Genomic DNA, 12,088 nt, shown 5'->3' on the forward strand with positions numbered 1-12,088 from the left:
GTTGCATGCCCGCGCTGTACATCATGATTCCTGTGGCGCTGCTGATCGTGGCGGTGGCGATCTACGTGTTCTTCTGGGCCGTGGACAGCGGCCAGTACGACGACCTCGACGGCCCGGCCCACAGCATTTTGTTTGACGACCAGGACCCGGGGCATCAGGCCGGCGTGGATGAGGCATCAGGGGAAGGCAGGGCAAGCGAGCGCCGGGACGGTGACGCGTGAGCCCGTGGGTTTTTGCGGTGCATGCAAAGGCGCTTTCGCGGGCAAGCGCGCTCCTACAATGGGACCCAGTCTTTAGTACGGGCGCGGCTGCGCATCGGAACGCGATCCCTTGTAGGAGCGCGCTTGCCCGCGAAGACGTCAGTACCGTCAACGCCACCCTTTGGAGAAACGCCGATGCCTGACCTCCTACCCCAACTCGTGTCTGCCCTGATCCTGGGCCTGCTTGGGGGTGGGCATTGCCTGGGCATGTGCGGCGGACTCATGGGCGCACTGACCCTGGCCATCCCCAAAGCGCAATACAGCCGACGCCTGCGCCTGCTGCTGGCCTACAACGCCGGGCGGGTTTTCAGTTATGCCTGTGCCGGGCTGCTGACCGGGCTGCTCGGCTGGGCCGTGGCCAACAGTCCTGCCGCGATCATGCTGCGGGTCATCGCGGCCGTGTTGATGATCACCATGGGCTTTTACCTCGCCGGCTGGTGGAGCGGCCTTACCCGAATCGAAGGGCTGGGCCGCTGGATATGGCGCTACTTGCAACCCATCGCCAGCCGCCTGATGCCGGTGTCGACCGCGCCGCGAGCGCTGTTGCTGGGCGCGCTGTGGGGCTGGCTGCCGTGCGGGCTGGTTTACAGCACACTGCTGTGGTCGGCGAGCCAGGGCAATGCATGGCACAGCGCATTATTGATGCTCGCGTTCGGCCTCGGCACCTGGCCGGTGCTGCTGGCGACCGGCGTGGCCGCCGAGCGTGTCACCGCCCTGCTCCGTCGCCGCAGCGTGCGCGTCGCCGGCGGCGTGCTGGTGATTGTATTCGGCCTCTGGACCCTCCCCGGCCCGCACCAACAATGGCTCATGGGGCATCATCATCACGCCATGGAACACGCCGGCATGGCGCACGGCTGAGCCGGCGTCAGACCTCAGACTGAGCCCCCAGCATTGCTGTTCAAGGGGGTGTCCCACTCTGTTCCTGCGCAATGGTCAGCTGCTGCCCGACAGCGCGACGCCTGGACGACTGCCATCTCCTGAAGGGTTAAGAGCCCGCATTCGTTGATCCAGATCAATGTCTTCTCCCGTGCGCTCCCTACACTGCCCGCACCGCCAGCCTTATCGGGAATACCCGCATGCTCGACGACGTTCGTTGGGATTCTGAACTCATCCACCGCTACGATCTGGCGGGGCCGCGTTATACCTCCTACCCCACTGCCGTGCAATTTCATACGCAGGTTGGCGCCTTTGAACTGCTGCATGCGCTGCGGGACAGCCGCAAGGCGTCGAGGCCCTTGTCGCTCTACGTGCACATCCCGTTTTGCGCGAACATTTGCTACTACTGCGCCTGCAATAAAGTCATCACCAAGGATCGCGGCCGCTCGCAGGCGTACCTGCAACGCCTCGAACGCGAGGTCAGCCTGATCGCCGCGCATGTCGATGATCGTCAGGTGGTCGAACAGCTGCACTTGGGCGGGGGCACGCCGACGTTCCTCAGTCATGCTGAGCTGCGCCAGCTCATGGGCCATCTGCGCCAGCATTTTACGTTGCTGGACGACCATTCCGGCGACTACGGCATCGAGATCGATCCACGTGAAGCGGACTGGTCGACCATGGGCCTGCTGCGTGAACTGGGCTTCAACCGGGTCAGCCTAGGCCTGCAAGACCTCGATCCGCTGGTGCAACGGGCGATCAACCGTCTGCAGAGCCTGGAGGAAACCCGCGCCATCGTCGAGGCTGCACGCACGTTGCAGTTTCGCTCGGTGAACATCGACCTGATCTACGGGCTGCCGCTGCAAACTCCGGAGGGTTTCGCCCGGACCGTCGACGAGGTGATCGCGCTGCAGCCCGACCGGCTTTCGGTGTTCAACTACGCGCACCTGCCCGAACGTTTCATGCCCCAGCGGCGCATCGACACGGCGCAATTGCCCAGCGCCGAACACAAGTTGCAGATGCTCCAGCGCACCATCCAACAGTTGACCCGCGCCGGCTACCGCTACATTGGCATGGACCACTTTGCCCTGCCCGATGACGACCTGGCGATGGCCCAGGAAGACGGCACGTTGCAGCGCAATTTCCAGGGCTACACCACCCATGGCCACTGCGACCTGATCGGCCTCGGTGTCTCGGCCATCAGCCAGATTGGCGAGCTTTACGCTCAGAACACCAGCGATCTGAACGACTACCAGAGCCTGCTGGAAAGCGATCAATTGCCGACCCGGCGCGGGCTGAGTTGCACAAGAGACGATCAATTGCGGCGGGCCATCATCGGCCAGCTCATCTGCCATTTCCGCCTGGATTTCGCGCGCATCGAGCACACCTTCGCTATCCATTTTCAGGAGTATTTTCGTGAGCAATGGCCGCAACTGCTCGTCATGGCCACGGACGGGCTGATCCAGCTGGATGTGGGCGGGATCACCGTGACACCGGCGGGGCGCCTGTTGGTGCGCTCGATCTGCATGGTCTTCGACGCTTATTTGGGCGGCCAGAACCGTCAGCGATTCTCCCGCGTCATATAGGCTTTCTGCGCCTCAAGCGCAGCAGCCACCCTTTTTGCCATGGACGGCGCGTGGTAGTCGCAGGGCTGACCCCTGAGTTACCCTTACGACTTATGTGTGTTTTTTACAAGGAATTACCCGATGTCTGAGCCAGTCAAACTGCGCGCTCACACCCAGGCCCATTGCAAGGACTGCAGCCTGGCCCCGTTGTGCCTTCCGCTTTCATTGAACCTGGAAGACATGGATGCACTGGACGAAATCGTCAAACGCGGCCGGCCCTTGAAGAAAGGCGATATTTTGTTCCGCCAGGGCGACACCTTCGATTCCGTCTACGCCGTCCGCTCCGGCGCGCTGAAGACCTTCAGCCTGAGCGACAGCGGCGCTGAACAGCTCACCGGCTTTCACCTGCCCAGCGAACTGGTCGGGCTTTCCGGCATGGACGCCGAGGCTTATCCCGTCACCGCTCAGGCCTTGGAAACCACATCGGTCTGCGAAATCCCCTTCGACCGCCTGGACGAATTGTCGGTGCAGTTGCCGCAATTGCGTCGGCAGTTGATGCGCGTCATGAGCCGGGAAATCCGCGACGACCAACAGATGATGCTGCTGCTGTCCAAGAAGACCGCCGACGAGCGAATTGCCACGTTCCTGGTCAACCTGTCGGCGCGCTTTCGTGCCCGTGGCTTCTCCGCCAACCAGTTTCGCCTGAGCATGTCGCGCAACGAGATCGGCAATTATCTGGGGCTGGCGGTAGAGACCGTGTCCCGGGTATTTACCCGCTTCCAGCAAAACGAGTTGATTGCCGCCGAGGGCAAGGAAATCCATATTCTTGATCCCATTCAGTTGTGTGCGCTGGCCGGCGGGTCGCTGGAAAGCTGATGCATCACGGCCCGGGCGGGCTTAGACTGGCGTCTTTTGAGTCATGTCCTGCCCGAGAACCTTATGCTTTTCGACGAATCCAGCATCAAAACCCTGATCCGCCCTGTCATGGATTTCCCCAAGCCCGGCGTGATCTTTCGTGACATCACCCCGCTGTTCCAGTCGCCCAAGGCCCTGCGCCTGGTCATCGACAGTTTCATCCAGCGCTACATCGATGCCGACTTCAGCCATGTGGGCGCCATGGATGCACGCGGCTTTCTGATCGGTTCGATCGTCGCTTATGAGCTCAACAAGCCGCTGGTGCTGTTTCGCAAACAGGGGAAGCTGCCGGCTGACGTGCTGGCCGAGGCCTATCAGACCGAATACGGCGAAGCGCTGCTCGAAGTACACGCCGACAGCCTGTGCGACGGCGACTCGGTGGTGATGTTCGATGACTTGATTGCGACGGGGGGCACTCTGATTGCCGCCGCCAACCTGATCCGCCGCATGGGCGCCAAGGTTCACGAAGCCGCTGCGATTATCGACTTGCCAGAACTGGGCGGCTCCCAACGCCTGCGCGGCATGGAAATCCCGACCTTCTGCCTGACCGAGTTCGCGTTGACGGAAAAGTGATCGTCGACAGGCGCTTCAACCTCATCGATTGAGCCACCGCGTTCGCCAGCAAGCCGGCTCCTACAGGTTTTGTGTGGGCAGGCCTATGTCGGAAAACAGTCAAGTCACCGCGCAGAGATGGGTGGGCCAGCGCCCGAGTCGTCGCGCAGAAATGTGTGGCCAGCGCCGGATTTGTAGGAGCCGGCTTGCTGGCGAACACGGTGGGACAGGCTCGGCGATGTCACAGGCTGATATGTTTCGCGGGCAAGCGCGCTCCTACTGTCGACCCAGGCAAACCCCGATATCTGCGCCGTACGCAATCCCAACGAAATCTGCGGCATGCGGGCTTCGATGACGCTTCTGCGCCATCGCAATCGCGATGCTTACAACTGGATCGGCTTGCGCCCGGCGAATGAGTGCGCGAGGGTGCCGCCGTCGACCAATTCAAGCTCGCCGCCCAGCGGCACGCCGTGAGCGATCCTTGAAGTGATCAGGCCTTTGGGGGTCAGCAGTTGCGCGATGTAATGGGCTGTCGCCTCGCCCTCGACCGTCGGGTTGGTCGCCAGAATCACTTCGGTGAAGGAATCCTGTTCTTCAATCCGCGCGATCAGTTGCGGGATACCGATGGCTTCCGGCCCCAGGCCGTCCAGCGGCGACAGATGCCCCTTGAGCACAAAATAGCGGCCGCGATAACCGGTCTGCTCTACCGCATACACGTCCATTGGCCCCTCGACCACGCAGAGCAGCGTGTCGTCGCGGCGGACATCCGCGCACTGCGGGCACAGCTCTTCTTCGGTGAGGGTGCGGCATTGCTTGCAGTGACCGACGCCTTCCATCGCCTGACTCAGCGCCTGGGACAAGCGCGAGCCGCCGCTGCGATCACGCTCCAGCAGCTGCAACGCCATGCGCTGGGCGGTTTTCTGACCGACGCCGGGCAGAATGCGCAGGGAGTCGATCAACTGGCGAATCAGGGGGCTGAAGCTCATTGGAGAAACGTCCGACAAAAACACGAGACGCGGTTTATACCCGCGCCTCTGATTACCGTCAAATCAGGCTCACGACACCTTGACCACGAGCTTGCCGAAGTTCTTGCCTTCGAGCAGGCCGATGAATGCGTCCGGTGCGTGCTCCAGACCTTCCACCACGTCTTCGCGAAATTTGACCTTGCCGTCTTTTACCAGCGGCACCATGGCCTGCATGAATTCCTCCAGACGGTGGTAGTACTCTTCGTAGACGATAAAGCCCTGAATCCGCGCGCGCTTGGTCAACAGTGTGCGCATCAACAGCGGCAGACGATCCGGGCCTTCTGGTTGAGACTGGGCGTTGTAATGGGCGATCAGGCCACACAACGGCACGCGCGCGTGCTGATTGAGCAGCGGTATCACGGCTTCCAGCACTTTGCCGCCCACCAGTTCGAAATAGATGTCGATGCCGTCCGGGCAAGCCGCCTTCAGCTGCTCGGCAAAATCTTCGCCGCGGTGATCGATGCAGGCGTCAAAACCAAGCTCGTCCACCACGTAGCGGCATTTCTCTTCGCCACCGGCAACGCCGACTACACGCAGGCCGTTGAGTTTGGCAACCTGGCCGACCACTGAACCGACCGCGCCGGACGCGGCAGCGACGACCAGCGTCTCGCCGGCCTTCGGTTTGCCGATGTCCATCAGGCCCATGTAGCCGGTAATGCCCGGCATGCCCAGCACGCCGACCGCCATGGACGGGCTAGGCAGGTCCTTCGGCGCTGGCAACAGGTTGCTGCCGTCGGAGATGCTGTGGGTCTGCCAGCCGGTCTGGCCGACCACCAGATCGCCTTCTTTGAATGTCGGGTGACGTGACTGCTCGACCACGCTGACTGCGCCGCCTTCCATCACTGCGTCGATTTCCACGGGAGCGGCGTAGGACGGAGCGTCGCTCATGCGTCCGCGCATGTAAGGGTCAAGCGACAGGTAAAGCGTGCGCAATTGCACCTGGCCGTCTTGCAGGTCAGGCAGTGCTTCACGCTCGAGTCGGAAGTTTTCCGGAGTGGGTGCGCCCTGTGGGCGGGAGGCCAGGACAATACGCTGGTTGAGGATCATTTCTTGCGTCATCGGAACGGGCTCCATATCAAGTTGCGAAGATATAGAGAGCAGACCGTCCTCACCGGGACGCGTTCGGTTGGATGTGCAGGCGAAAAAAAACCAGGCACTCAGGCCTGGCTTTTTTGAGGTCGCTACGCGATCAGAACGGCAGTTTCATGCCTGGCGGCAGCTGCATGCCGGCGGTCATGCTGGCAGTTTTCTCCTGGCTCGCTGCTTCGATCTTGCGCACGGCGTCGTTGACGGCCGCAGCGATCAGGTCTTCCAGAATTTCCTTTTCCTCCTGCATCAGGCTGTCGTCCAGGCTGACGCGCTTGACGTCATGACGCCCGGTCATGACCACGCTCACCAGACCGGCACCGGACTGGCCGGTGACCTCGGCGTTGGCCAGTTCTTCCTGCATCTTGGCCATTTTTTCCTGCATTTGCTGAGCCTGCTTCATCAGGCCTGCCATGCCACCTTTCATCATGGGAGTTTCTCCTCGAAAGCCATTGGGTCAAAAGTCGTGGGTGTCGTGCGGGCGCCAGCCGGGCTGGCGTCGATGAAATCAATGAGCCTGCGCCGGCGCATCCACCGGAACAATCGTATCCTCGCGGATCGACGCACCGAACTGCTGCATCATCTGCTGGATGAACGGATCGCCGTGGATCGCCGCCTCGGCCTGCTTCTGCCGATCGGCGCGCCGGCGGGCCGCCGCCTGAGCGGGGGTTTCCTGCTCGGGCTTGATCAGTTCGATACTCAGGTTGAGGGTGCGTTCATGGTATTGGTTCAGCGCATCATTCAAACGGCGCTGCTGCGTGGAGTTGAATAAAGCACTGTGGGCCGGATCCAGGTGCAGCAGCCAATTGTCGCCTTCCACAGATATCAGCGTGCAGTTGGCGGCAATGCTGCCGGTCATGCCGGAGATGGGCAGCTTCGGGAACAGCTCAAGCCATTCCGCTGCAAGGCCGGTGGCAGGCATGGCGGCAGGAAGCAGCTCGGGCTCCTTCTCCACCGCTTCGACAGCCTCATGCGCCAGGTCATCCAGGTAGGCAAACGATGCCGGGTCGATGTCGATGTCCGGCTCGTAGTAATCGTCATCGGGTGGCGGCTCGTCGTCGCGCTCCATGGGCGCGGGCACATAGGCCGTCGCATCGGGCACGTGCTCAATCCTCTGCGCCGTCACCGTTTCGGCAGCGGCCTGCAGTTGCTCCAGCGACTCAACCTCCGGCGCGTCCGGTACCGGACTCGCCGGGGTGGGCGCAGGCATGGGCGTGAGGTCAGGTTGCTCGGACACCGTGTCGAGCACTGGTTCGGGGATTTCCGCTACGGGATCGGCAGCTGGCTCTGCGACAGGCGCAGGTACAGGTTCAGCGACAGGCGGCTTTGCTTTGGGCTCGTTCCAGGGCAGGTCAAGTGCTTCCTCGGACGCAAGCGCAGGCACTGCGTGCGCCTCAGCCACTGCCGCTGCGGCAGGCGCGTGAACAACGGGCGCAGGAGCGGCGACAGGTGCTGGTGCTGGTGCTGGTGCTGGTGCTGGTAATGCGGACGCTGAACTCGCCACCGCTGTCCGGGAATCAACCGTGGCCGGGTTGATCCCCACTGACTTTAACGGCTGTGTCGGGGCGTTGTCGGCGTCCGCGGGACGGAACGCCAGCATGCGCAGCAGCACCATCTCAAAGCCGCCGCGCGGGTCGGGCGCCAGCGGCAAGTCCCGACGACCGATCAGGCCCATCTGGTAAAAGAACTGCACGTCTTCGGCGGGCAATGCCTGGGCCAGCGCCAACACGCGATCGCGGTCACCGTGGCCATTGTCGACCCCCTCGGGGAGCGCCTGAGCGATGGCAACCCGGTGCAGCACGTTCAAAATCTCGGACAGCACGCCGTTCCAGTCCGGGCCCTGCTCGGCCAGATGGCGCACCGCCTCGAGCAACGATCGGGCATCGCCCTCGATCAATGCAGCCAGTACGTCGAACACCTGGCCGTGGTCCAGCGTGCCGAGCATGGCACGTACGTCAGACGCGAGCACTTTGCCTTCACCGAACGCAATTGCCTGATCGGTCAGGCTCATCGCGTCACGCATCGAGCCATCGGCGGCGCGGCCCAGCAGCCACAGCGCGTCGTCCTCGAAAGGAATATTTTCGGCGCCAAGGACGTGGGTCAGGTGCTCGACCACACGTTCAGGTGTCATGTTTTTCAGGGAGAACTGCAGGCAGCGCGACAGGATGGTCGCCGGCAGCTTCTGCGGATCGGTCGTCGCCAGGATGAACTTGACGTAGGGCGGCGGCTCTTCGAGGGTTTTCAGCAACGCGTTGAACGAGTGGCTGGAGAGCATGTGGACTTCGTCGATCAGGTAGACCTTGAAGCGGCCACGACTCGGGGCGTACTGCACGTTGTCGAGCAGCTCGCGGGTGTCTTCGACTTTGGTACGGCTGGCGGCGTCGATCTCGATCAGGTCGACGAAGCGGCCTTCGTCAATTTCGCGGCAGACCGAGCATTCTCCGCACGGCGTTGATGTGATACCGGTTTCGCAGTTCAGGCACTTGGCAATAATGCGCGCGATGGTGGTCTTGCCAACACCCCGGGTGCCCGTGAACAAATAGGCGTGGTGCAGGCGCTGGCTGTCGAGCGCGTTGATCAGGGCCTTGAGCACATGGGTCTGGCCGACCATTTCGCGGAACGAGCGCGGACGCCATTTACGTGCAAGAACCTGATAACTCATTGAAAACCGTCGACTGGGTTGCGGAAGACCGCCAATGCTAGCGGAGCAGGGGCAAAATTGCATCTGGTGTCCGCTGCTTATCGCTTTATTATGGCGGCCGGGCTCCCGCAGGGCGGCTGCGCAAGACAGCTCGAACGATGATTCTCCCACCCAGCGCCTCACGCCGGCTCCGCACAGGAATCGCGCGGAGCGGTGGGCCGGAGGCGTCGCACTGTTACTTCGAGGGATCCGGATGCGCAAATGGATGATGTGTGCGGTGGGGCTGCTCAGTGCTTCGGCGGCGGCCGATGGCCCGCCTCTTCGCTTTGCGGTGGCCGACAGCTGGTCAATGCCGCTCATGCAAGTCGGTCCCGGAGGCCCCGAAACCGGAATCCTGTTCGACATCATGGAAAGCCTGGCCAGGCAGATCGGCCAGACGGCTGAGTACCGTGTCTATCCACGACTGCGCGTGCAGGCGGCTACCGAACGTGGCGAAGTCGACGTGCGCTGTTATGCCGCCCAGTCCTGGTTGCCGGACATGTCCGGCGACTACACCTGGAGCCTGCCCCTGCTCACCCAGTACAACGTGCTGGTCGGCAGTGCTTATGACACCGCGCCCTTTCATCTGAGCGCCATTCTTGGGGATCACATCGGCACCGTGCTGGGCTATGCCTATCCGGTGCTCGACCCGTTGTTCGCCACGGGTGATCTGATCCGCGAAGACGCCAGGCTGCAGGAACAGGTGCTGCCCAAGCTGTCGGCCCACCGCTACCGCTATGCCGTAGATACCCAGTGGTCGCTGGACTGGTACAACCGCGACCGCAAGGCCGATGAAAAACTCAAGCCGGTCTGGGTCATCGACGAGCAGCCAGTGGGCTGCGTGACTCGCAATGACCCCAGTGTGCCGTCCCAACGAATCATGCGCACCCTGCTACGGATGAAGATGTCCGGCGAAATCGAACGGATTGTCGAGCGGTATCAAGTGCATTCGGGTAACGCGACTGATGGACATTAAGGCCGCGCCGCATTTTCCATTAGGGGACTGCCGATAAATGTGGGATTGCCGACAAGTGTGGGACCGGCTTTAGCCGGGAAGGCGGCGTGGAGCTTAGCGCGATATTCAAGCGGCGCATTGCTGTAGCAATTCCGTCATCTTCCCTCGCTAGGCTCCTTCGACACATGTTGTAACAAGTCGACGAGCGAGCGCCCTGCCATGACCCAGAAACCGGAAGATCCCGCCCAAGCAGCAGCCAATCAGACGCCCGTCAACGGCAGTCGCCGGCGGTTCCTCGGGGGCGTTGCAGTGCTCGGCGCAGGTGCGACCCTGAGCGGGGTCGTCGGCGCCGCCGAGACCGTCGACGGCAAGCCTGCCGCAGGCACGGTACTGAGCGGCGCGGCGCTGGACAAAGCGCTGCAGGACAACATCAAAACCATTGTCGTCATCTACGGTGAGAACCGCAGTTTCAATAACCTGTTCGCCAATTTCCCCGGCGTTGACCACCCGCTCTCGGCGGTCAAGCCGCAGGAATACCGCCAGCGCGATCGCGACGGCAAGCTGCTCGAAACGCTGCCGCCATGCTGGGGCGGCGTGTGCCAGGTCGGACCGCAAAGCGTCGACGGCGTGACCTATGCAACGGGCGTGCAGTACCAGGAAAACCTGCCCAACGCACCCTTCCCGCTCAAAGGCCCGAGCGGCGAGGACCTGCCCTTGAGCATCGTCACCCGCGACCTGTGGCACGTGTTCTATCAGAACCAGATGCAAATCAACGGCGGCAAAAATGACGCCTTTGTTGCGTGGGCGGATTCGGGCGGCCTGACCATGGGTCATTACGCGCAGAGCCAATATTCCCTGCGCCTGTGGGACGTGGCCAGGGAGTTCGTGCTCTGCGACAACTTCTTCCAGGGCGCTTTCGGCGGCTCGTTTTTGAACCACCAGTACCTCATCGCCGCCAGAGCACCCTTCTACCCGGACGCGGCGAACTCCCCGGCGAAGTCGCAAATTGCCGTGCTGGAAAGCAGCGACCCTCTGGACTACCGACTCAAACCGCTGGAAAAATCCCCTGCCAGCGCCATGACCGGCCCGCCGCAATTCGGGCCCAGCGCGCTGACGCCCGACGGGTTCGGTGTCAACACCATGGCCCCGCCCTACTGGCCGACCTGGCTGCGTGACAAGGACAAGCCCGATTATTCTCAGCCCGGGCTGGCCAACGTGCTGGTGCCCCAGACCCACGAGCATATCGGCGACAAGCTCTCCAAGAAGGACATCGACTGGGCCTGGTATGCCGGCGCCTGGCAGGTCACGCTGGACGAGTACAAGGACTCCACGGGCATTCCCAAGATCCCGAATTTTCAGTATCACCATCAGCCGTTCAACTACTTCAAACAGCAAGGCCCGGACAACCCGACCGAACGCCGCAAGCGCCTGCGCGATGCCGGACTGGGTGACGAATCGTCAACCAACAAATTCCTCGCGGATGCCGAGGCCGGCAAACTCCCTGCAGTGACCTTCTACAAACCCCAGGGCAACCTCAACATGCACGCCGGGTACGCCGACGTCGCAGCGGGTGATCGCCACATTGATCGCGTCATCAAGGTGCTGCGTAACAGCCCGCAGTGGGAGAACATGGTGATTGTCGTGACCGTCGATGAGAACGGCGGCTGGTGGGATCACGTGGCGCCGCCCAAGGGCGACCGCTGGGGCCCGGGCACGCGGGTGCCGGCCATCGTCATCTCGCCGTTTGCGCGCAAAGGCACGGTCGACCACACGACTTACGACACCGCCTCGATTCTGCGCCTGATCACCCGCGTGCACGGCCTGGAAAAACTCAATGGCCTGACCGAACGGGACACCGCAATGGCGGCGCGCGGGCAGGCGCCGATGGGTGATTTGAGCAGTACGTTACAGTTTTCGGCCTAGCAAATGCCCTGCTGTTGCTGGCCAATCTGAAATGACAAAGCAACACCTGTAGGGAGCCGGCTTGCTGGCGAATGCGGTAGGTCACAACCGACGGTGTCGACTGACGGAACGGGTTCGCCAGCAAGCCGGCTCCAAAATTCAGGGCGTGATCATGGGTTGCGCCACGCCCACCGCTGCGCTCGTTCGGCAAGCAGACAGACACACACTCAACCAAGCCACCGCGATGGCGGCGCGCGGGCAGGCGCCGATGGGTG

At 62.4% G+C, this 12,088-nt stretch carries 11 protein-coding genes; 7 read left to right on the top strand and 4 right to left on the bottom strand.

Annotation, left to right across the window (positions count from 1 at the left end):
- Positions 1-5: 5 nt before the first annotated feature.
- The 5 genes from ccoS to LT42_RS08080 all read left to right on the top strand — a co-directional run bounded on the left by ccoS (position 6) and on the right by LT42_RS08080 (position 4,186).
- Positions 6-221, top strand: coding sequence for a cbb3-type cytochrome oxidase assembly protein CcoS (gene ccoS / locus LT42_RS08060; protein ID WP_037011407.1), 216 nt, complete (start codon positions 6-8; stop codon positions 219-221).
- Between the two features lie 174 nt (positions 222-395).
- A complete protein-coding gene (locus LT42_RS08065; protein WP_037011409.1) occupies positions 396-1,118 on the top strand; it encodes a sulfite exporter TauE/SafE family protein in 723 nt (240 codons plus the stop codon).
- A gap of 218 nt (positions 1,119-1,336) precedes the next feature.
- The gene (gene hemN, locus LT42_RS08070) at positions 1,337-2,719 is read left to right on the top strand and encodes an oxygen-independent coproporphyrinogen III oxidase (protein ID WP_037011410.1); all 1,383 of its coding nucleotides are present in this window, start codon (positions 1,337-1,339) and stop codon (positions 2,717-2,719) included.
- A 120-nt stretch (positions 2,720-2,839) separates the two neighbouring features.
- On the top strand, positions 2,840-3,574 hold the full coding sequence (gene fnr / locus LT42_RS08075; RefSeq protein ID WP_037011412.1) for a fumarate/nitrate reduction transcriptional regulator Fnr: 735 nt from the start codon (positions 2,840-2,842) through the stop codon (positions 3,572-3,574).
- Positions 3,575-3,637: 63 nt separating this feature from the next.
- Positions 3,638-4,186: an adenine phosphoribosyltransferase gene (locus LT42_RS08080; protein ID WP_037011413.1), complete on the top strand. Its 549-nt coding sequence runs from the start codon at positions 3,638-3,640 to the stop codon at positions 4,184-4,186.
- Positions 4,187-4,548: 362 nt separating this feature from the next.
- On the opposite strand, the gene recR is transcribed toward LT42_RS08080, so the two are convergent.
- The 4 genes from recR to dnaX form a co-directional block, all read right to left on the bottom strand.
- Positions 4,549-5,151 carry a recombination mediator RecR gene (recR, locus tag LT42_RS08085; protein WP_037011414.1) on the bottom strand — a complete coding sequence of 201 codons (603 nt, stop codon included), beginning with the start codon at positions 5,149-5,151 and terminating at the stop codon, positions 4,549-4,551.
- A 69-nt stretch (positions 5,152-5,220) separates the two neighbouring features.
- Entirely contained in the window at positions 5,221-6,249 is a 1,029-nt protein-coding gene (locus tag LT42_RS08090) for an NADP-dependent oxidoreductase (protein ID WP_037011415.1), read from the bottom strand.
- A gap of 130 nt (positions 6,250-6,379) precedes the next feature.
- On the bottom strand, positions 6,380-6,706 hold the full coding sequence (locus tag LT42_RS08095) for a YbaB/EbfC family nucleoid-associated protein (protein WP_037011416.1): 327 nt from the start codon (positions 6,704-6,706) through the stop codon (positions 6,380-6,382).
- Between the two features lie 78 nt (positions 6,707-6,784).
- A complete protein-coding gene (gene dnaX / locus LT42_RS08100) occupies positions 6,785-8,938 on the bottom strand; it encodes a DNA polymerase III subunit gamma/tau (RefSeq protein WP_037011418.1) in 2,154 nt (717 codons plus the stop codon).
- 232 nt (positions 8,939-9,170) lie between these two features.
- Between dnaX and LT42_RS08105 the strand changes: the two genes are divergently transcribed.
- Both LT42_RS08105 and LT42_RS08110 read left to right on the top strand, forming a co-directional pair.
- A complete protein-coding gene (locus tag LT42_RS08105) occupies positions 9,171-9,932 on the top strand; it encodes a substrate-binding periplasmic protein (protein ID WP_037011419.1) in 762 nt (253 codons plus the stop codon).
- Positions 9,933-10,130: 198 nt separating this feature from the next.
- A complete protein-coding gene (locus LT42_RS08110; RefSeq protein ID WP_037011421.1) occupies positions 10,131-11,834 on the top strand; it encodes an acid phosphatase in 1,704 nt (567 codons plus the stop codon).
- The last annotated feature ends 254 nt before the right edge of the window (positions 11,835-12,088 follow it).

This window comes from Pseudomonas lutea (genome assembly GCF_000759445.1).
GTDB classification, from domain to species: Bacteria; Pseudomonadota; Gammaproteobacteria; order Pseudomonadales; family Pseudomonadaceae; genus Aquipseudomonas; species Aquipseudomonas lutea.

Bases quoted from the DNA above. Each gene is read 5' to 3' on its own strand.
- dnaX (WP_037011418.1), bottom strand. From the start codon at position 8,938: ATGAGTTATCAGGTTCTTGCACGTAAATGGCGTCCGCGCTCGTTCCGC.
- LT42_RS08090 (WP_037011415.1), bottom strand. From the start codon at position 6,249: ATGACGCAAGAAATGATCCTCAACCAGCGTATTGTCCTGGCCTCCCGC.
- fnr (WP_037011412.1), top strand. From the start codon at position 2,840: ATGTCTGAGCCAGTCAAACTGCGCGCTCACACCCAGGCCCATTGCAAG.
- recR (WP_037011414.1), bottom strand. From the start codon at position 5,151: ATGAGCTTCAGCCCCCTGATTCGCCAGTTGATCGACTCCCTGCGCATT.
- LT42_RS08110 (WP_037011421.1), top strand. From the start codon at position 10,131: ATGACCCAGAAACCGGAAGATCCCGCCCAAGCAGCAGCCAATCAGACG.
- hemN (WP_037011410.1), top strand. From the start codon at position 1,337: ATGCTCGACGACGTTCGTTGGGATTCTGAACTCATCCACCGCTACGAT.
- LT42_RS08095 (WP_037011416.1), bottom strand. From the start codon at position 6,706: ATGATGAAAGGTGGCATGGCAGGCCTGATGAAGCAGGCTCAGCAAATG.
- LT42_RS08065 (WP_037011409.1), top strand. From the start codon at position 396: ATGCCTGACCTCCTACCCCAACTCGTGTCTGCCCTGATCCTGGGCCTG.
- ccoS (WP_037011407.1), top strand. From the start codon at position 6: ATGCCCGCGCTGTACATCATGATTCCTGTGGCGCTGCTGATCGTGGCG.
- LT42_RS08105 (WP_037011419.1), top strand. From the start codon at position 9,171: ATGCGCAAATGGATGATGTGTGCGGTGGGGCTGCTCAGTGCTTCGGCG.
- LT42_RS08080 (WP_037011413.1), top strand. From the start codon at position 3,638: ATGCTTTTCGACGAATCCAGCATCAAAACCCTGATCCGCCCTGTCATG.